At 70.1% G+C, this 18779-nt stretch carries 17 protein-coding genes and 1 tRNA gene; 11 read left to right on the top strand and 7 right to left on the bottom strand.

Going from position 1 to position 18779, the window contains the following annotated elements:
* Positions 1–95: 95 nt before the first annotated feature.
* On the bottom strand, positions 96–1469 hold the full coding sequence (locus ACFYX0_RS13005) for an O-antigen ligase family protein (protein ID WP_388969788.1): 1374 nt from the start codon (positions 1467–1469) through the stop codon (positions 96–98).
* 332 nt (positions 1470–1801) lie between these two features.
* Here ACFYX0_RS13005 and ACFYX0_RS13000 point away from each other — a divergent pair, with 332 nt between their 5' ends.
* The 5 genes from ACFYX0_RS13000 (at position 1802) to ACFYX0_RS12980 (ending at position 6540) form a co-directional block, all read left to right on the top strand.
* Complete coding sequence (locus tag ACFYX0_RS13000) at positions 1802–2818, top strand: glycosyltransferase family 4 protein (protein WP_388969786.1); 1017 nt, start codon at positions 1802–1804, stop codon at positions 2816–2818.
* Between the two features lie 16 nt (positions 2819–2834).
* Positions 2835–3632: a WecB/TagA/CpsF family glycosyltransferase gene (locus ACFYX0_RS12995; RefSeq protein WP_388969784.1), complete on the top strand. Its 798-nt coding sequence runs from the start codon at positions 2835–2837 to the stop codon at positions 3630–3632.
* A gap of 71 nt (positions 3633–3703) precedes the next feature.
* On the top strand, positions 3704–4696 hold the full coding sequence (locus tag ACFYX0_RS12990; RefSeq protein WP_388969782.1) for a YIP1 family protein: 993 nt from the start codon (positions 3704–3706) through the stop codon (positions 4694–4696).
* 218 nt (positions 4697–4914) lie between these two features.
* Positions 4915–6102 (top strand): PP2C family protein-serine/threonine phosphatase, encoded by a 1188-nt coding sequence (locus ACFYX0_RS12985; RefSeq protein WP_388969780.1) that lies wholly within the window; start codon positions 4915–4917, stop codon positions 6100–6102.
* A 138-nt stretch (positions 6103–6240) separates the two neighbouring features.
* Entirely contained in the window at positions 6241–6540 is a 300-nt protein-coding gene (locus ACFYX0_RS12980; protein WP_388969778.1) for a hypothetical protein, read from the top strand.
* Positions 6541–6655: 115 nt separating this feature from the next.
* Here the strand turns inward: ACFYX0_RS12980 and ACFYX0_RS12975 are convergent, their stop codons facing one another.
* From ACFYX0_RS12975 to dcd, 3 genes are all read right to left on the bottom strand, one after another.
* Entirely contained in the window at positions 6656–6994 is a 339-nt protein-coding gene (locus tag ACFYX0_RS12975; protein ID WP_388969776.1) for a hypothetical protein, read from the bottom strand.
* Positions 6995–7164: 170 nt separating this feature from the next.
* A complete protein-coding gene (locus ACFYX0_RS12970) occupies positions 7165–7674 on the bottom strand; it encodes a phosphoribosyltransferase (protein ID WP_355914929.1) in 510 nt (169 codons plus the stop codon).
* Between the two features lie 7 nt (positions 7675–7681).
* Positions 7682–8257, bottom strand: coding sequence for a dCTP deaminase (gene dcd / locus ACFYX0_RS12965; protein WP_311697866.1), 576 nt, complete (start codon positions 8255–8257; stop codon positions 7682–7684).
* A 504-nt stretch (positions 8258–8761) separates the two neighbouring features.
* Between dcd and ACFYX0_RS12960 the strand changes: the two genes are divergently transcribed.
* Positions 8762–8835, top strand: a tRNA-Gly gene (locus ACFYX0_RS12960).
* A gap of 252 nt (positions 8836–9087) precedes the next feature.
* Here the strand turns inward: ACFYX0_RS12960 and ACFYX0_RS12955 are convergent.
* Entirely contained in the window at positions 9088–9435 is a 348-nt protein-coding gene (locus ACFYX0_RS12955; protein WP_388969774.1) for a hypothetical protein, read from the bottom strand.
* 81 nt (positions 9436–9516) lie between these two features.
* Here ACFYX0_RS12955 and ACFYX0_RS12950 point away from each other — a divergent pair, with 81 nt between their 5' ends.
* The gene (locus ACFYX0_RS12950) at positions 9517–9777 is read left to right on the top strand and encodes a hypothetical protein (protein ID WP_388969772.1); all 261 of its coding nucleotides are present in this window, start codon (positions 9517–9519) and stop codon (positions 9775–9777) included.
* A 1416-nt stretch (positions 9778–11193) separates the two neighbouring features.
* A complete protein-coding gene (locus ACFYX0_RS12945) occupies positions 11194–12609 on the top strand; it encodes a serine/threonine-protein kinase (RefSeq protein ID WP_388969770.1) in 1416 nt (471 codons plus the stop codon).
* Here the strand turns inward: ACFYX0_RS12945 and ACFYX0_RS12940 are convergent.
* Entirely contained in the window at positions 12540–13616 is a 1077-nt protein-coding gene (locus ACFYX0_RS12940) for a fatty acid desaturase family protein (protein ID WP_388969768.1), read from the bottom strand. The genes ACFYX0_RS12945 and ACFYX0_RS12940 overlap by 70 nt on opposite strands.
* 264 nt (positions 13617–13880) lie before the next feature.
* Between ACFYX0_RS12940 and ACFYX0_RS12935 the strand changes: the two genes are divergently transcribed.
* The 3 genes from ACFYX0_RS12935 (at position 13881) to ACFYX0_RS12925 (ending at position 15361) form a co-directional block, all read left to right on the top strand.
* Complete coding sequence (locus tag ACFYX0_RS12935) at positions 13881–14357, top strand: hypothetical protein (protein ID WP_388969766.1); 477 nt, start codon at positions 13881–13883, stop codon at positions 14355–14357.
* 94 nt (positions 14358–14451) lie between these two features.
* Positions 14452–14922, top strand: coding sequence for a hypothetical protein (locus ACFYX0_RS12930; RefSeq protein WP_388969765.1), 471 nt, complete (start codon positions 14452–14454; stop codon positions 14920–14922).
* Between the two features lie 85 nt (positions 14923–15007).
* Entirely contained in the window at positions 15008–15361 is a 354-nt protein-coding gene (locus ACFYX0_RS12925; protein ID WP_311697860.1) for a VOC family protein, read from the top strand.
* A gap of 165 nt (positions 15362–15526) precedes the next feature.
* Here ACFYX0_RS12925 and ACFYX0_RS12920 read toward each other — a convergent pair whose 3' ends face one another.
* Positions 15527–18535 carry a hypothetical protein gene (locus tag ACFYX0_RS12920; protein ID WP_388969763.1) on the bottom strand — a complete coding sequence of 1003 codons (3009 nt, stop codon included), beginning with the start codon at positions 18533–18535 and terminating at the stop codon, positions 15527–15529.
* Positions 18536–18779: the final 244 nt, after the last annotated feature.

Raw genomic sequence — 18779 nt, 5'->3', positions numbered from 1 at the left:
AATATTTCGGGAATCCCTCCGCGATCATGGCCGCACATCCCCCGTGCGGCCGTATTCACCGGGATTCGCAAACATTTTTGTGCCCGCCCGGAGGGTCAGGAGGAGACGGGCATCACCGCCGGCGCGGGCCGCGGACGTCCGGTGCGGGAGCGGTCGGAGAGTACCGCGGCCCGGGTACCGCCGACGGCCACCCCGTCGCCCCGCGGGACGCCGACCAGCGCATAGGCGCAGGCGAGCACCATCCACGAGGGCAGTCCGATGTACGTGGTCTCGAAGGCGACGTTGGTGAACGCGGTGACGGAGACCCCCACCGTGGCCCCGAACCAGGACGCGGCCGCCGGGTGGTGCCGGGCCCGCCAGGTCCGGCGCAGGGTCGCGGCGACGAGCAGGACCACGGCGATGCCCGCGGGCCAGCCCAGGTAGTAGAGGTACCCGACGAACGAGTTGTGCGGCCCGGCCCGGGGGGCATTCAGATGCTTGCCGTTCTCGACCACCTCGATGGGATGTCCGGCCCCCGCGCCCAGCAGCGGATCCTCCCGGACCTCCCGGAGGGCCTCTTTCCACATCTCCAGCCGCAGTTCGACGTTCGCGCCGGCCTCGGTGCTCGTGTCATGGGACCGCGACACCCGGGCCGCGAGACCGCCGACCACGGGCATACCGGAGACGTCCTGCCCGGAGAGGGTGAACCCGAGCACGCCGACCACCCCGAGCGTGGCGATGCCCCACGACAGCACGGGCAGACGGCGGGCGCGCCGGTGGTACGCCCGCCCGGCCAGTGTGGTGGCCGCCATGGCCGCCAGCACCGCCAGCAGCGGGCCCCGCTTGCTCGCGATGGCGGTCATCAGAGCCGCCCCGACCAGCGTCCACAGCAGCAGCCTGCTGTTTCCCCGCAGCCTCAGCTGTGCACCGAACGCGCCGGCGATCGCCAGATAGAGCCCCCAGGCCGCGGCGGGCAGCGGGACCCGGAGGGCCGCCGCCAGCAGCAGCCCGGCGGTCGGCACGTACAGCACCCACCGCCATCGCACAGCCTCGTGCGCGGGCCGGGTGAGGAACCAGGTCGCGGCACACCATCCGAGGACCGGATAAAAGCCGAGGATCAGGCCCTTGAGGGCCTCTGGGTACCCCGAGGCCATCCCTCGGTACACCGCCTGGCACGTCATCACCGCCAGCCCCACCGCGGCCGCGCGGAACCAGCGCAACCGCTTCTCCGAGAACACCCTCGGCCCCCACTGATGCAGGGTCGCGAGCAGCGCGAAGGCGGCCAGCACGTCCAGGGCGTAGAACGGGGCGACACCCACCGTCGCGTACGTCCTGCACAGCAGGAAAAGCGGCACCAGGCAGACCGCCCAGAGCAGCCAGCCCACCCCGCGCAGACACATGGCCAGCACCAGAACACCGACGACGGATACGGCGGCACACACCACGGCGAAGTCGGAATAAAACTGTGGAGTGGAGTTGAAAAAGCTCACAGCTCTCCCTTTTGCCAACTCCGTCGATTCATATCACGCCGGTCCGCAATAACGGTCCTGCCGCCCGCCAGGTGACGCATCCCTGAAGTCCCACGCCTGCATACTGTATGAAGAAAGCGTTTCGACGTGTTGCACTGGACTTCTCCGCCGAGCAGATGCTTCGGTTGATTCACTGGTCTTCCCGCTGGAATTTCACTCGGATTTCACTCGAACCACGCAGTCCCGCACCCCATGCCTGGAGACAGGGAATGTTTCCCGTCCGTCCACGTTTCCCGCGGCGATCCGCCGGGCCGACCGTCCTTGTTTTCCGACACAGTCCGCGTCTCGGTGGAATGGGCAGGGCGGCCGAGTTCTTCACCCCCGTTCTCACCGGCCGCTGCCGGGTTCGGGCGGTCATCTCGCTCTCCGCGAGCCGGGACGGCTCCGACCGGCTGGCGGCCTCCTGGCCCGCCAAGGCCTCGGCCACCGTGGCGGCCCTCGCCAAGGCCGCCCGCACACTGATCGGGACGGCACCGAGCGCCGTCTATCTGCCGGTCTCCCAGTGGGGCCTGCCCCTGCTCCGCGATGTGCTCCTCGTACTGCTGGCCAAGCTGGCCGGCTCGACCACGGTTCTGCACCTCCACGGCGCCCAGCTGCCCGCCCGCCTCGCCGCGAGCCGTACGCTGCGCGCGTCGCTGGGCGGATGCCACTGGATCGTGCTCAGTGAGGAAGTGGCGCAGCAGCTGCGGGCCTGTGGGTGCCGTACCGCGTCGGTCACCGTGCTGCGCAACCCCGCGCCCCCGGCGGCCCCGCCCGCCCCGGAGCCCGCCCCGTCCCGGACGCTGCGCGTCGGCTGGATCGGCACGATGAGCCGGGTCAAGGGGTTCGACCTGGTCTGCGCGGCGGTCGACACGCTGAAGAGAGAGGGACTCGAAGTCGAGTTCCGGGTCGCCGGGATGCGGCACGACGTACCGCTCAGCCGTATGGCGTGCGTGGACGACGACCTCGGGGTCCTCGATCTGTCCGAGGCCCTGTCGTTCTGGTCGAAGGTCGATGTGTTCGTCCTGCCGGCCCGCTGGGTCGAGGGGCTCCCCTTCGTCCTGCTCGAAGGACTCCAGGCGCGCTGCGCGGTCGCGGCGACCCCGTCGCCGGGCAGCGCCGAACTGTTCGGCCAGGGCTGTGTGGAGCCGGTCCGGGCGATGGCGGAGTCCGTGGCCGGGTTCCTCAAGGCGTGCGTGGACGACATCGACGACATCCGGCGGCGCCAGCAGAAAGCCTGGGAGGAGCTACGACCACGCTACGAACCCGACCGTGTCACCGAGGAGTTCGTGCGGTTCTGGCAGAACCTGGGCCTGGCCAGGCAGCGTTGACGGAACGGAGACCGGCATGCCGACCACCCCGCTCGTGAACGAGAACGCGCCGACCGGACCGAGGGGCCCGGGCCGGCCGGTGACGGTGTGCGGACTGCCCGTCCACCCGCTCACCCTGCGGGAGTCCGTGGCGGCCGCCGAGGCGCTGATCGCGGACGGCGGCCCCCACCAGCATGTCGTGCTGAACGCCGCCAAGATCGTGCAGGCGCACGACGATCCGGAACTCGCGGGCATCATCCGCTCGTGCTCGCTCGTCAACGCCGACGGGCAGTCGGTCGTGTGGGCGGGCCGCCTGCTCGGCAGCCCGCTGCCCGAGCGGGTCGCGGGCATCGACTTCATGCTGGCGATGTGGCGCAGCGCCGCGCACGGCGGCTACCGGGTCTATCTGCTCGGCGCGGAGCCGGAGGTGGTCCGGGAGACCGCCCGCATCGCCGCCCGGCAGGGCGTCGACGTGGTCGGACACCGGGACGGCTACTGGACCGAGGCCGAGGAGCCCGAGGTGGTGGCGGCCGTCCGCGAGGCCCGCCCCGACCTGCTGTTCCTCGCCGTGCCGAGCCCGCGCAAGGAGTACTTCCTCGCCCGTCGGCAGCAGGAGCTGGGCTGCGCCCTGGTCGTCGGCGTGGGCGGCTCCTTCGACGTGGTGGCGGGAGTGCGCAGCAGGGCACCGCGATGGATGCAGCGGACCGGCCTCGAATGGTTCCACCGTCTGGCCCAGGAGCCACGCCGTATGTTCCTGCGCTACGCGGTGGGCAACACCCGCTTCCTGGCCCTCACGGGCGCGTACTGGGCACGGGAGCGGGGGCGCGGCCGGTGAGGGCTGCGGCCCTCAATCCTCTCGGCGTCCCTCTGATCCCCCTGATTCCCCGCCAGGGGCCCCCTTAGGGGATGTCACAGCTCGGCAGCAAAGCCCCTCCCGTTGGCCTGGGTCCGGCATGTCACCTTCAGGGACCAGGTACGTTCGAAGACGTGGCTGGATTCAGGATCGGACGCGGCCGGACCAACGGCGCTCCTCAAACGCGACCGCAACAACCCCCGTACGGACGGCAGGCGCCGCAGGGCCCGTCGTACGGCTACCCCTCCGCGTCGCAGCAGCAGTACGGCGGCGCGGCGCCCCACGGGGCCGCAGGGCCCCAGGGGGGTCAGCCGCAGTGGCGTGCGCCGCAGGGCCAGGGTGAGCCGGAGTACTTTGGGGACCCCGGCGGCCAGGGCCAGCCCCTGACCCCGGACCCGTACGCGGCCAACAACCCGGGCCACACCCAGGCGTTCTCCGTCGGCGAGGACCCGTACAGCCAGGGCGAGACCTACCGCGCGGGCCAGGCGGCGGCGCCGCCCATCGGTCCGCGGCTGCACTGGAAGGAGCTGCTGCGGGGCGTGGTCTTCTCCCCGACCCAGACGTTCCTCCAGATGCGGGACTACACGATGTGGGGCCCGGCCCTCATCGTGACCTTCCTCTACGGCCTGCTGGCGGTCTTCGGCTTCGACGGCGCACGCAAGGACGCGATCAGCGCCACGCTGTCCAGCGCGATCCCGATCGTCCTGACCACGGCCGTGGCGTTCGTCGTCAGCTCCTTCATCCTCGGCGTGGTCACCCACACGCTGGCCCGCCAGCTCGGCGGCGACGGCGCCTGGCAGCCCACGGTGGGCCTGTCCATGCTGATCATGTCCATCACGGACGCGCCGCGCCTGGTCGTCGCCATGTTCTTCGGCGGTGACGCCCCCTTCGTGCAGTTCCTGGGCTGGGCGACCTGGGTTGCGGCGGGTGCGCTGCTGACCCTGATGGTCTCCAAGTCGCACGACCTGCCGTGGCCGAAGGCGCTGGGCGCGTCGGCGATCCAGCTGATCGCGATCCTGTCGATCGTGAAGCTCGGCACGTTCTAGCGCACGCTCGCCCGGCCCCACGCAGAAGGCCCCGTCGCCACGCGCGACGGGGCCTTCCCGCATCCCGTACGGCAGCCCCGTACCGCCTGCCCGCTCGCACACCGATCGCGCGCCGACCGTATCCGACCGGACACGAAGCGTGCGCAATCCGTGCACGGGGGCGGACCACTCGGCCCCGCGGGTGGAAGATCGGGGCGCCGGAGAGGGACGCTGTTGTCATGCGGTGGCACATACGATGGCCCTTCCGCACGTCCGGCGAGTCAGGAGCGGGCGCTCAAGACCGAGTCCGCCTCCGACTGGGGCAGTGTCTGCCCTTCGCGGTCCTGCTCATCGGGCTGGGCATCGAACTCTCGCCGATGCACATCATGTACACCGGTCCGCTCCTCACCGCGATGCCGGCGGTCGCCGCACTGACCATGGGTCCCGTGGGCACCCTGTCAGCGGCGGTCGGCGCCCTGACCGTCAACGTCATCTCCGCCACCCTCCATCACTCCTGGGCCGAGGAGCAGGTCACGGGCAACCTTCTCGGTCTCATCGTGGTCTCCGTCGCCTGCGTGACGATCAGCGACCTCATGCGGCGGCGCAGACAGCACGAGCTGGACCAGATCCGCCGGGTCGCCGAAGCGGCTCAGGACGTCCTGCTGCGGCCCGTGAGCCCCCGTCTGGGCCCACTCCGGGCCGCCAGCATCTACCTGGCGGCCGAGTCCGGGGCGCAGATCGGCGGTGACCTGTACGAGGCCCTCCAGACCCGGTACGGGGTCCGGATGATCGTGGGCGACGTCCGGGGCAAGGGCCTGCCCGCCGTGCGCGCGGCCGCAGCCGTCCTGGGCGCGTTCAGGGAGACCGTCCACTACGAGCGCGATCTGGCCGAGGTCGTCCAGCACTGCGCGGCCGCCATGCGGAGGGAACGCGCCGCCGCCGACCACGACGAGGAATACCGGATGGAGTGCTTCGTCTCCGCGCTCGTCGGCCAGGTGACGGACGACTCCGTGGTCGAGCTGGTCAACCGCGGCCATCCGGCTCCGCTGGTGCTGCACGAGGGCCGGGTCCGCGCCCTCAGACCCGAAGCGGCCATGCCGCCCCTCGGCCTGGAGGACCTGATGACCGGCCCGTCGCCCGCCGCGGAGAGCTACGCCTTCGCGCCGGGTGACCGGCTGCTCCTCTACACGGACGGCGTGGTGGAGGCCCGCAACGGCTGCGGCGACTTCTTCCCCCTGCCCGAGGCCATGGCGGCGGTGCACGCGGCGACCCCGCAGCAGTTCCTGGAGGAACTCCACCGGCGGCTGATCCACCACACCGCGGACTCCCTGATGGACGACGTGGCCATGGTGCTCATCGACCGGCTCCCGGAGGGCGCGGACGAACGAAGCCCCGTCGCCCCTCGTGGCGGGCAAAGATCGCGCTAAGAACCTGACCGGCCCTTCCCCGCCGTACGCCCGGCCTGGCACGCTCGCTGCGCTGCGGGCACGAGCCGCAGTGATGTGCCTGGTCAACCGGCACGTATGGCAGATCCGTGCTGACGAGGGGTACCGATGCTCGGGTTCATGGACTGGTCCGTCGTCGCGATGGGCTGCCTGCTGGTTCTTCTCGGTTTCGGCTACCGCCGATGGGCGCAGGCGAAGATCCGCGAAGGAGCGAGCCCCCGCCAGGGCGTGCGCTTCTACGGGTTCCCCCTGCTCATGGGCCTCGGCCTGATCCTCGGCAGGGCGCCACGCCTCTTGGGCGCACCCTTCGCGGTGGTGATGACCACCGACTCGCTGAGTCTGGTGCTGGTGGTCACGGCAGCGCTGGTCCTGCTCGTAACGGGGAGGCGCCGGACCGGCTCCGGGCCGTCCGCAGGGTGACGACCGCGCCCGGCCCAACGGGTGCCACGGCTACCACGGATGCCACGGCCGAGACAACGCCTCCGGCGGGGGGATCGGCCGGCGCCGGGCCGGTCGGCTGCCGCCGAGGCGGTACTCAGCCCACCTGTCCCTGCTCCGTGCCGGTTGCCGGCGGGACCGCCCGGAGCTTCGCCTCGAACTGCACCCAGGACAGGTCCGGACCTTCGAGCTCGACGACAGCACTCCAGACGGCGGGCAACTCGGTGAACTCCCCGAACGGCTGCCGGTGCATACGGACCACCCGGGCCGGGGGAGTCACGGCTCCCGGTGGGCTGTCCACCGGGAGCACCGAATCGCCGAGGAAGACCGGCCGCTCCAGACTGACGCTGCGGGCGTGGCAGACCACCCGGCGCGCCGAGGGACGCTCGTAGATGATCAACACGTTCAGCAGTCCCACGGGCTCAGTGCTCGTCATTGTGCGGATGTCTCCGTCTGGGGTCCGGTGCGGAGCGCTCGGCGTCCTGAGCGCGAGTACCTCTGCAAGCGGGCACTTCGACCACGAGGGCCGGCGCTGAGACGACGCCGGGTCGTGCCCCACTCCATGAAGTGCGGCACGACCTGGTGCGAGGTCACGAAGCGATCAGGTCAGAGCGCTTCCTTGTTCTCCTTGGCCGCCTGTCCCGACTTGTGCACCGGAGGCAAAACACTCCACGGGAAGTTGATCCAGTCGTCCGTGCGCTTCCACACGTACTCGCACTTCACGAGCGAGTGGGACTTCTCATAGATCACCGCGGAGCGGACCTCGGCGACGGTCTCGAGGCAGAAGTCGTGGACCAGCTTCAGGGTCTTGCCGGTGTCGGCCACGTCGTCGGCGATCAGCACCTTCTTGTCGGTGAAGTCGATCGCGTTGGGGACGGGGGCCAGCATGACCGGCATCTCCAGCGTCGTACCCACACCGGTGTAGAACTCAACGTTCACCAGGTGGATGTTCTTGCAGTCGAGGGCGTAGGCGAGGCCGCCCGCCACGAACACGCCGCCGCGCGCGATGCTGAGCACGATGTCCGGCTCGTAGCCGTCGTCCGCGATGGTCTGGGCGAGCTCGCGGACGGCACGTCCGAAGTCCTCGTAGCTCAGGTTCTCCCGTATGTTGGTCATGTCCGGCTCACACCTGGGTCCGATGGAAGTTGACGAAGGAGCGCGAGGCGGTGGGTCCGCGCTGGCCCTGGTAGCGCGAGCCGTAGCGCTCACTGCCGTAGGGGTACTCGGCCGGTGAGGTGAGCCGGAACATGCACAGCTGCCCGATCTTCATCCCCGGCCACAGCTTGATCGGCAGGGTGGCGAGGTTGGACAGCTCGAGCGTGACGTGGCCGGAGAACCCGGGGTCGATGAACCCGGCGGTGGAGTGGGTCACGAGCCCCAGCCGCCCGAGGGAGCTCTTGCCCTCGAGCCTCGACGCAAGATCGTCGGGCAGCGTGATGACCTCGTACGTCGAGGCGAGCACGAACTCCCCGGGGTGGAGGATGAACGGCTCGTCGCCCTCCGGCTCGACGAGCCGGGTCAGGTCGGCCTGCTCGATGGAGGGGTCGATATGCGGGTACTTGTGGTTCTCGAACACCCGGAAGTAGCGGTCCAGCCGCACATCGATGCTCGAGGGCTGCACCATGGTCGGATCGAACGGGTCGATCACGACCCGGCCCTTGTCGATCTCGGTCCGGATGTCCTTGTCTGAGAGAAGCACGCCCCGAGAATACGCAAGGCGCGTGGAGTCGCCACAATCGTGACGACTCCACGCGCCTTCATCGCTTGCCGCTACTGCTTCTCCAAGGCCACCGGTACCGCGCTGCGGAGCCGGGCACAGCGCGGGCACCGGACGAGCCGTCCGGGTCCGAGGCGCTCGGCCTGCTGCATCGGGAACGAAGCGGTGCTGAACACGTGCCCCTCGGCACATCGGACGACGGTGCGCTCCATCAAGTCCTCTGAGTCCCTTCCCCAAGAACCTTCGTCTCATGTCCACGACGGGACGGCGAAAGCCACATTACGGGATCAAAGGGACGGCTCTCCAGGCGGCACTCCGACCGCACAGGACCCCTCTCCAGCACCCCCACCGTACGCCCCAACTCCCGCCCCCCGCAGCCACATCCACACCCCGGAACGACAGCGGACCCCACGGCTGCGACACCGGGGGTCCGAGATGAGGTAGAGTGAGCGAGCGTTCGGACACCGGGCTGAGTCGGCGTCTTACGCGGGTGTAGTTTAATGGTAGAACATCAGCTTCCCAAGCTGAGAGCGCGAGTTCGATTCTCGTCACCCGCTCCATGCGAAACCCCCAGGTCAGAGACCCGGGGGTTCTTTGTTGTCTAGACCAGTGGGCGGGGCGCGCACCACAACCGCACCATAAGGACGCTCCTGGCTGCCGGTCGGCTTCTCGTTGTGGTGCGCGGAGTTGTCTTTGTGGTGCTTCGCACGTTCGGCGCGGACCATCGTGTCCTTGAGGGGCCCCGGAACGCGTTGAGAGCGTGCGCTCCGGTGTGACGAAGGTCGTAGCTCCGCCAGCTGCACCCTTCTGGCCTAGAAGTCGGGGTGCGCTCGAGGGCCGGACAGGACTGCGGGTGCTTGGTCGGCCTTGAACGACCACCCGGGCATGCCGCCCCAGGAGATCGACAGGCGCAGGTAGTCGACCAGGGTGATGCCGGGACGTCCGCCGACGCCGTGGATGACGGGGTCGGCAACCGCTCGGAGCAGCAGGATGTCGTGGGTCGCCCCACTGACGTTGGCCTTGTGCAGTTCATCCGGGGCGAAGTCGATCCCGAACCCGCCTTCGGCCAGTTCGGGATCGTCCTCCACCTGTTCGCGATGCTCGTCCCAGCTGTATCGCAGATAACGGACGTCGGGAAGGACCAGCGGGTCCGGGAGCACTCCGGCAGCACCGTACTGATCCCCGAACGCGTAGCTCTGATCCAGGGCCGGACAGTCACCCGCGAACCAGACCCCGCCGACGTGGCGAAGGCAGGCATCAAGCGCCGCGGGCAAGGCGCCGATCTCGTCGGCGAGCGCATCGAGCTCCGAATGATCCGCAGCGGTCGGGGGCGTCAGCAGCTCCCCGCCGGCAACCAGACCAAGGCGGTCAGCTGCTCAGCGAGCCGGACGGCATGGCTGCTCACCCGTTGCATCGTCTTCGCCGCCACGGCCGCACAGTCCTCGGCCATCGCGTCCGGAATCGGCCCAAGGCGGCGAAGGTCCGCCCACACGCCCTCGTGATCGCCATCTACGTAGCGTTGCCCAATTCCCAGCCCCAGCGGCGACATCCACGTGACCTCACGCGGCATCGCGGATGGGCGGCCGTGCCCAGCCTGCCTGCCAAGGCTTCGTGCGGCGGCTGACACCAGCCGCTGACACCAACAAGCACGAACAGCAGCGGTCGGCGCCGGGACTCAGTGGGCGATCGGCCGAGGCGCTCAACTCGGCCTCGGTTACTGTCTGGAAGCCCGAGACTCGGGCGCAGTGAAGGAGAGGCCTCCGCCGTGTCGATGAGCGAGAACTTCGCCAAGCTCTTCAAGAGGACGGCCAAGAGTCCTGACGGCGACCCGTTCGCGGTGCAGCGCCCGTGCCAATGCTCGTCGGCATGGCCCGGCTTGGAGACGACGGCGAACGGGCACATGCTCCCGGCTCAGCCCTCCAGTCACTACAGCGTTCTCACGAACCCCGAGATCGGTCCGTTCGTCGCGCGCTGCACTGGTTGTCACGCTCACTATCCCCGCCCTTGGGTGATCCCGCAGGACGCGCCAATGCCTTTCGACTGGGCTCGTGAGGATCCGACAACAACGTGAGCGCCACCGCGGGCTCAGCGTGCGCAAACGCCGTCCTGACTCATGCACGGCACCCCCGCTCGTACGGCCCGGTCATTCAAACGCCGGGCCAAGTCGTTCCGCCGCCCGCGGGTTCGGTTACCGGCGGTTGGTACGAGTGGGCCCATCCTTGCCGAAGTGCAGCGCCTCGAGTACCGCAGGCACGTCCTCTGCCTTGCACTTCGAGAGAGCCTGTTTCCCGAGGTGAAATCTGCACAGTTCCCGCGCAAGCGGCGTGAATTGGACGGTAAGCACACCGAGAGCACCGATGAGAGCGAGGATCGCGGGGAGAGGGAGCGTGCGTACAGGCCGAACCTCCGGGCCACTCACAAAAGCCACCTTGATCAGTTCACCTCGGCCAGCCAATGGAGATTCCTGCACGCCTAACGCGTGCTCCCGAAGCAGGGCGCTCCAGGGGTGCCAGGCTTCCACCCTAGTGCGTCGTCACGGACGCCGTAGAGAAGTCCCCAACTCGTCCGCAGCTTCCCAAACTGAGAGCGCGAGTTCGATTCTCGTCACCCGCTCCAGAGAGAATCCCCATTTCAGTGGCCTGGGGTTTGTCTGTTGTCGAGGCCGATGTGGGGGCGGCGTGGCGTGCCCTCTTTGCCGTCACCGTCGCCGACGAGGCGGACCGGCTGCGGGCGCCCTTCGCGTTGCCCTTCCTGTCGGCGACACCTCGACGCACTCCGGCATCGACAGCAGCCTGAACGGCGCGGAGCTGAGCCTTCGTCCAGACACCGACGCGCGATATGTGCGGCTCCGTCTCCGGGGCGGCAGACCCTACGCTGATCCCCGTGAGGCAGGCAGGCGTTGGAAGGGACCATCGACGATGACGCCCCTGAGCACCGGGGACCCGGAGTCCATAGGCGGGTACAGCCTTCTCGGTCGGCTCGGGGCGGGCGGCATGGGAGTCGTCTATCTGGGAGTCTCCGCCTCGGGACGAAAGGTCGCGGTCAAGCTCGCGCGCGGGCCGTATGCCCAGGAAGAGGAGTTCCGGACGCGCTTCCGGCAGGAGATCGCGGCAGCGTGCAGAGTGAGCGGAGCCTTCACCGCGCCTGTCGTGGACGCCGACCCGGACGCCGACCAGCCGTGGATGGCGACGCTCTACGTGCCGGGACTCAACCTTGCCGAAACCGTGCAGAAGAACGGCCCGTTGCGCCGGCGGGAACTGCGCGCGCTGGGGCTGGGGCTCACCGAGGCGCTGCGCGACATCCACCGGGCGGGCCTGGTGCACCGGGACCTCAAACCGAGCAACGTCCTGATGACCGAGGACGGGCCGCGTGTCATCGACTTCGGCAAATCGCGCGCCTCCGACAACCAGAGCCTCACCACGACCGGGATGATCGGCACTCCACCCTTCATGTCGCCGGAACAACTGGCCTCTCCCCGAGAGGTCACCCCGGCCTCGGACGTGTTCTCGCTGGGGTCACTGCTGGTGTTCGCGGCCGTCGGCACGGGACCGTTCGACGCCGACAGCCCGTATATAACCGGCTACCAGGTGGTGCACGGGGCCCCGGACCTCGGCGGGGTGCCCGAAGCTCTCCTGGGCATTGTCGAGCGCTGCCTGGACAAGGACCCGGCCGCGCGGCCGGAACTGGCGGACATACACCGCATGCTCCAGGCGCTGCCGGAATCCGACGCCTCCGCGTCCCCGGAGACCGGGCGGTCCGCGAATCCTCAGCCCCGCCCCACTTCTCGGAGCACGGCCACCACCTCCGCGGGTGCCGCGACCGGCACCGGCAGGCGGCGCCGGGTCCGGATGCTGCTCACCGGCCTCGGCGCGGTGCCGGCCGTCACGGGGCTGTGTGTCGGGGTGGGTGTCTTCATGGCCGAGCGGGACACCGCCACTGCCACCGCCCGTGCCGCGTCCCTGCCCGACGGCTGGCGGCCGTGGCGCACGGAGCTGCGGTACGACGTGAAAGGTGTCCCTCTCGACTACGACAGCCCCGGATGCGTGGCGGAGGGAAGCGCCCTGTTTGTGCCGGTACGGGTGTCACGGTCGCCCGGATCGACGCGGCCTCCGGCCGCACCCTGTGGCGGACCGGCACCCGCCCTCAGGGGGCTCAGAGATCGTGGCGATGGCCGGCGACACGGTCTTCTCCCGGAGCCCGGACGGGCCCACCTGACCGGCCGGGGCAGCCGGCGCCGGACTTCACGTCGCGCGCCGTCCCACGGTCAGGACGCCTTGCGCTGTCGTCTGATGGGCTCCCCCACCCGGTGCAGATGGGTGAGAGCCTCGCGGTAGGACTGGATCAGCCCGGTCTCGTGGTACGGGACGCCGATCTCCGCGCAGTGCGCGCGCACGACAACCTGGGCCCGCCGCAGATGAGGAGTGGGCATGCTCGGGAACAGATGGTGCTCGACCTGGTAGTTGAGGCCGCCGAGCATCAGGTCGGTGAATCGGCCGCCACGCACGTTGCGCGAGGTGAGCACCTGGCGACGCAGGAAGTCGGGTCGATCGTCACCGGTGAAGGTGGGCATGCCCTTGTGGTTCGGGGCGAAGACGCTGCCGAGATAGACACCGAAAAGGCATTGGTGCACGGCGAGGAACGCCAACGCCTTGCCGGGAGGGAGCACCAGGAACAGCGCGGACAGGTAGGCCGCCATGTGCAGGATGAGCAGACCGCCCTCCAGCAGGCGGCTCTTCATGGACGGCGAGCGCAGCGCCCGCACGCTCGCCACGTGCAGGTTGAAGCCCTCCAGCGTCAGCAGCGGGAAGAACAGGAACGCCTGACGGCCGCCGATGAAGCGGGCCAGACCGCTGCTGTTGCGGGCCTGATCGGTGGACCACACCAGGATGTCCGGGGCGACATCGGGGTCGAGTTCCTCGTGGTTGGGGTTGGCGTGGTGGCGCGTGTGTTTGTTCATCCACCAGCCGTAGCTCATGCCTATACCGAGGTTGCCGAAGAGGCGGCCCCAGATCTCGCTCGGGCGGCGCCGCCTGAACACCTGCCGGTGCGCCAGGTCGTGGGCCACCAGCGCGACCTGGCCGAAGATCAGGGCCATGAAGGCGGCGACCGCCAACTGCCACCAGGTGTCGCCCAGCGCGGCGAAGACCGCCCACCCCGCCGCCAGCAACCCGGTCACCAGGCCGAGCCGCACCGTGTAGTAGGCGGGGCGCTGCCGCAGCAGACCCGCCTCGGTGATGCGCCGGGACAGTCGGGCGAAGTCACTGCCGGTGTCAGGGCGTGGCCTGCGGGGACGCACGGCTGTCGCTGCGGTCGCGGCCGAGGCGTCGGAGGAGATCGTCATGCATCCGAGTCTGGCTACGGCGGTCCGACCGGGACCAGCCTGTCAGCTGTAGGCCTCCTGGGGGCCGAGCCCCCCGGCACCCCGTCGGGTTATCCCCACCCCTATGCCCCTGAACTGGTCCTTCCCCGGGCGGTGGGGTCCGTGGCAGGAGCGCCGGCCCTCTCACACCGTCCGACCTGAACTCCCCACGTGTGCCGGGGACTTCAAGCCCAGGTGTGATCGGCACCCTAGGTGCGGCGGCGGGCGGGTGGCAGGATCACGGGGGTGAATGATCACGGCGAGCTGTCCCTGAGAGCCGGAGGAAGGACCCTGCGCGTGGCGATCGCGGTGTCCGCACTCGCGGCGATCGCGACAGGGGCCACGGCCGGACTCGGTGTCGCGCAGGCCGACAAGTGGGGGATCCTCTCCGGAACCATCGCTGTGGCGACCGTCATGTGCGCCGTCGGGCTGCTCGGGCGTCGTGTGGAGGCGGGGCCGGCCGGGCTGAGGTACGGCACGGTGCTGCGGTGGCACCGGCTGGAGTGGCACGAGATCGCCCGCTTCGAGAATGTCCGGGTGGCCGCCCTCGACCACCGCGTCCGCAGCACCGCTCTCCGTGTCGCGGTCAAGCTGCGCGAAGGCTCTGCCGTCCGGCTGCCGGTGCCGTACATGGGCGCCGAGGAGATGCAGTCCTTCGAGGAGCAGGTGGCCCGGCTGCGGGCACTGCGCCGCCGCTGCTCGCGCGACACCTCGGCGCAGTAGTCGCGGGTGTTCGGCATCACCGTGCCGGTACCGGCGAGCACGTGTGATCATTGCCCCCATGCGGGGGGTCGAACGTCGTCCGGCACACGGTGTGATGTCCGCCGCCGTGGTCGCGACAGTCATGGCACTGACCGGATGCAGCGGGACTCCGTCGCCAGCCGGGGACCCTGATCCCGGGCATCGACGGCTCGATGCGATTCACCCGGTGCTGTCCGCGGTGCCGCCGGGCGCACACGTCACGCTGAAGCAGAGCGTCGCGCCGCAATGGGACTCGTGCGACGGAATCACGTCGGCCTACGGCTGGGATCCGGCGACCGTCGACGTCGACTTCTCCGGAGGCGGGACCGCGCCTCAGGTGGTTGCCCATGTGCAGACGGCCCTGCGGGGTCTGGGTTGGACGTTCGACCAGGGCTCGATCGCTCAGGGCTCGTGGGCGTGGCACATGAAGCTGGCCGACGGCGGCCAGGCCTCGGCGCAACTCATCGGTGGACCCGGTGTCGAGCCACCCGGCTGGAGCCTGCAGGCGACAGCGCCGCCCGCTTCTCATCCGTCCACGGGCTGCTGAACGCGACCGGTCGGCCGCTGCGCGGCCTCCCTCCCAGCCCTTGAAGCGCCTGCTTTCGAAGTCCCGGTAGGCCTAGACTCCGCGGATGGCCTTGGAATGGGAACAGGTAATCGTTCACTCGGTGGATCCGGTCGCCTTGGGGCGGTGGTGGGCCGAGGCTCTCGGCTGGGTTGTGGTCCACTCCTCCGATGAGGAGTTCGAGATCCGTCCGGAGCCGGATCGCCTGCCGGGGCTGGACTTCGTCCGGATCGAGGAGAGCAAGAAGGCCAAGAGCCGGCTGCATCTCGACTTCAGGCCCGATGACCAGGACGCCGAGGTGGCTCGCCTGGAGGCTCATGGCGCGAAGCGTGTCGACATCGGCCAGGGCGACCAGTCGTGGGTTGTCATGGCAGACCCCGAAGGCAACGAGTTCTGCGTCCTCGGCCAACGGCGTCAGTAAGGGCCCCTGAGAGATATCGCCCGCAGCCTCGACGACCGTGTCGAGAGCGCGAGTTCCTCGGGCGGGCAGGCCGGCGGCCGGTCCCGCTGCCGGCCGGTGGGGGTGTGCCCGTGAGACCGCCGCCGTCATGACGGATCGGGCGGTCTCACGGCGCGGACGGACCGCTCAGCGGGTGACCATCAGGGCGTCCAGGGTGACGGTGGACCGCCCGGGTGCACTGCCGGAGAGGATCCGCAGCTGCACCTTGTGGGTCGTGATCGTGGTGCCGAGGGTGCGGGTGAACACCACCTGCCGGTAGGCGGTCTTCGCGGCGTAGGTGTTCACCGTACCGACCGTCTTTCCGTCCACCACGACCGCGAATCGCCCGCCGTCCGACTTGCGGGTCGCGACTATGCGCAGCTGGGTGCCGTCCGCGGAGAAGGACACGTACGCGCCCTTGGCCGCGGAGGTGCGTTCCGTGCCCGACCAGGCGGAGGATGCCGTCGCCGACTTCCAGGCACCCGTGTAGTGCAGTGCCGTCGCACGGTCGTCGACCGGGATGCCGCTGGTCGCCGCCGTGCTCCAGGAGCCGGTCTGGCCGGTGTCGTCGTGAGCGCGGACGTAGAAGCGGTAGGTGAGTCCGGCCACCGGCTTCACCGGGCTGCCCGCCTTGCCGAAGACCGCGGAGGTCGCCGTGGTGCCGGTGCGCCAGGTCTGGAGCGACCCGAGCTTCCAGACGCCCCCGCTGGTACGGGTGGCGACGCGCCAGCCGATGTCGTACGACGTCACGCCCGCGGTCTTCGCCGACCAGGTGACCGGCACCGCTGCGCTCGTCGCCGCGCTGCTCGCGAGGGCCGGCGCGGTGACGGAGGCGGCGGGGGCAACCCGGCGCAAGGTCACCTTGCCGCTCACGTCGGCCGCCGCCCGGCCGGTGACCGTGTCACGCGCGGTCAGCGTCCAGGTGTAGGCGCCCTCGGGGGCTGCTCCGCCCGTCTGGGTCGTCCCGTTCCACACCGGTGCGACCTTGCCACCGGAGGCCGTGGCGGTCAGCGAACGCACCTGCGTGGCACCGGACTTGATGGTGAGCGTCCAGCTCACCGGCCGGTTGTAGGTCCAGGCGGGGGTCCAGGTGTCGGCCGATCCGTCGCCGTTGGGGCTGAAGCCGGCCGGGGCGGTGGCCGAGGCGGCGGTGGGAACGCCCGCCCAGGTCACGTGAGTGACGCCGGCGTCGTCCATCCAGGCCGCCCAGGGCGCGTCGCGGTCGACCGCCCACCGCTCGGCGGCGGCGGAGTCGGCCTTCTGCGGGAGGGTGAACAGAGGCTGTGCCGTGGCCGCCGTCCCGACCAGCGACTGGGCGTTCAGCGTGACGGCGCCGCCGTCCGAGGACTTGGTGAAGGTGTAGAGGACGTCCGTGCCGAGGATCGGCGTACGGACGGAGGCGTCCACGGTGGTGCCGGTCGAACTCCCCGCCTTGAGCAGCAGACCGGTGGTGGACGCGGCCCCGCAGGTGGTCAGCAGGATCCGGGAGCCGCGCACCTGGAGGCTGCCTGGAAGGCAGTCCACGGTGGCGACGGTGGTGGTGGTGCCGGTGGTCAGGTCGGTGCGGCGGATCGACCAGGTGGACGTGGTGCCGTTGCGCACCGAGGAGTACACGGCGCCGCCGTTCAGCGCGGAGCCGGAAGGCACCCTCTGCGTCCGGCCGTTCGCGAAGGTGTAGAGGAGAAGTGTGCCGTCAGTAGTGGTCGTCCTGTCCGACATCAGGACGCGCTCACCGTCGAAGTCCACGACGGTCACCGCCGAACCGTTGATGTAGTTCAGCGGTGTGCCGACCAGCCTCCCGTCCTCGTAGACCTGGAAGTGGGCCGGCTCGTAGGCGCTGCCCTGCTCGACCAGGACCCGTCCACCGGCCGCGGCGAGAGTCTGGTGCACCAGGCCGCCGGAGTAGGCCAGTACCCGGGACGGCGTGCCCGCCGAGGCCCCGGCCGGGCCGGCCGACAGGTTGGAGCGGAGCAGGACGCCCTTGCGCCGGGAGGAGTCGTCGGCCGTGTAGAGCGCGCCGCCGGACAGGGCCAGGGCGTCCAGCCTGGCGGGGCCCGCGGGGATCGTGGTGGCGTCGCCGGCGGCGGTGGAGACCCGGCCGTCGGTGAGCGTCTGGATCGCGGCGTCCACGTCGGGCCGGTAGAGCGACACTCGCATCCTGCCGTCGTCGCCGACCGCGAGGCCGGTGAAGGTCCCGCCGAGGTCCTTCGCCGGTGTGGATCCGTCCCTGGACATCGCGAACAGCTCGGCCGCTCCGTCCGCGGAGCTCCACTGGTACCAGGCGAGGGTGTCGTCGCTGATCCAGCGGGCCCCGCTGAAGGGCAGGGTGACTGTGGACGAGCCGTCCCCGGGCGCCGACCGCTGCCATTCGGTCAGGGTCGCGCCGTCGATGACCCCGACCCGACTCGGGGTGAACTCCAGGCCCTGCGGCAACTCGTCGGTCGTGGGCTCTGCCACGGTGACCGAGGCGCCGGTGGCGAAGTCGACGTACACGATCTTGTGGTCCCAGCCGGGCGCGGTCCGCCGGAGCACCAGGGCGCCGTGCGCGTCCGAGGCGAGGATCTCGTACTGCTCGTCGTCGGACAGCAGTGTCCGGTCCGCACCGCCGGGTGTGCGCAGCAGCAGGCGCACGCGAGAGCCGGAAGCGTCGTCGTAGCTCTGCTGGACGAGGATGCCGTTGCCGGCCTGCCCGCGGTAGCGCTCGTCCCCCGCGGCTCCCGAACTGTCGTAGGCGACCGGGAGAACGTCCTCGTCGCCGGAGTCGAGGTGGCGCAGGGTGACATGGTCGGCGAGAGCACCGTTCGGGTTGACGGAGGTGGCGACGGCCACCACTCCGTCCTGGACGGACACCGCGTCGACGTTCACCGTCTCGCCGGTGTCCGCGAGCGGGCCGAGGTCCTTCGGGGTGCCGCCGGAGACGGCGAGCCAGCCGTGCGGCAGCGTGTCGGCGGCGGTCTTCTGACTCCAGACGACCGCCGGGCCGGAGCCGGATATGTCGTCCGCGGCGGGCACGGAGGTCGTCCGCGCGGCCAGAGTGGTCGACACATCGGCCGCGGGCGCGGCGACGGCCGTGACGGGGGTGACGGCCTGGGCCACGGTGAGTGCCGCGAGGGCGGCCACCGGGACAGCGAGGAAGCGGCGTCTGTGCGAAGGCATGGCAGCCCGATCTCTACTCGAACGTCAAGGCAGGGATTGTCACACAGAGACCCGCCACGCCCGGCGGCCGGATCCGTTTCCCACCGGACAGGAGTCGGGCCTCACCTCGGGAGCGCAGGGCGGAGCGGATCGGGTAGCCGGGCCGACACACGCCCACGTGTCGACAGGACCGAGGCCATGAGCCGGGTAGCGCATGAAGGTGCGTCCGGCGGCGCTCCCGTCCCGTCTGCCATCGGCCCAGGCA

The sequence above is a fragment of the Streptomyces sp. NPDC002573 genome, assembly GCF_042889625.1.
In the GTDB taxonomy this organism is placed as follows: Bacteria; Actinomycetota; Actinomycetes; order Streptomycetales; family Streptomycetaceae; genus Streptomyces; species Streptomyces gibsoniae.
The sequence above is the reverse complement of the archived record's forward strand: the minus strand, read 5'-3'. Positions and strand labels throughout refer to the sequence as shown.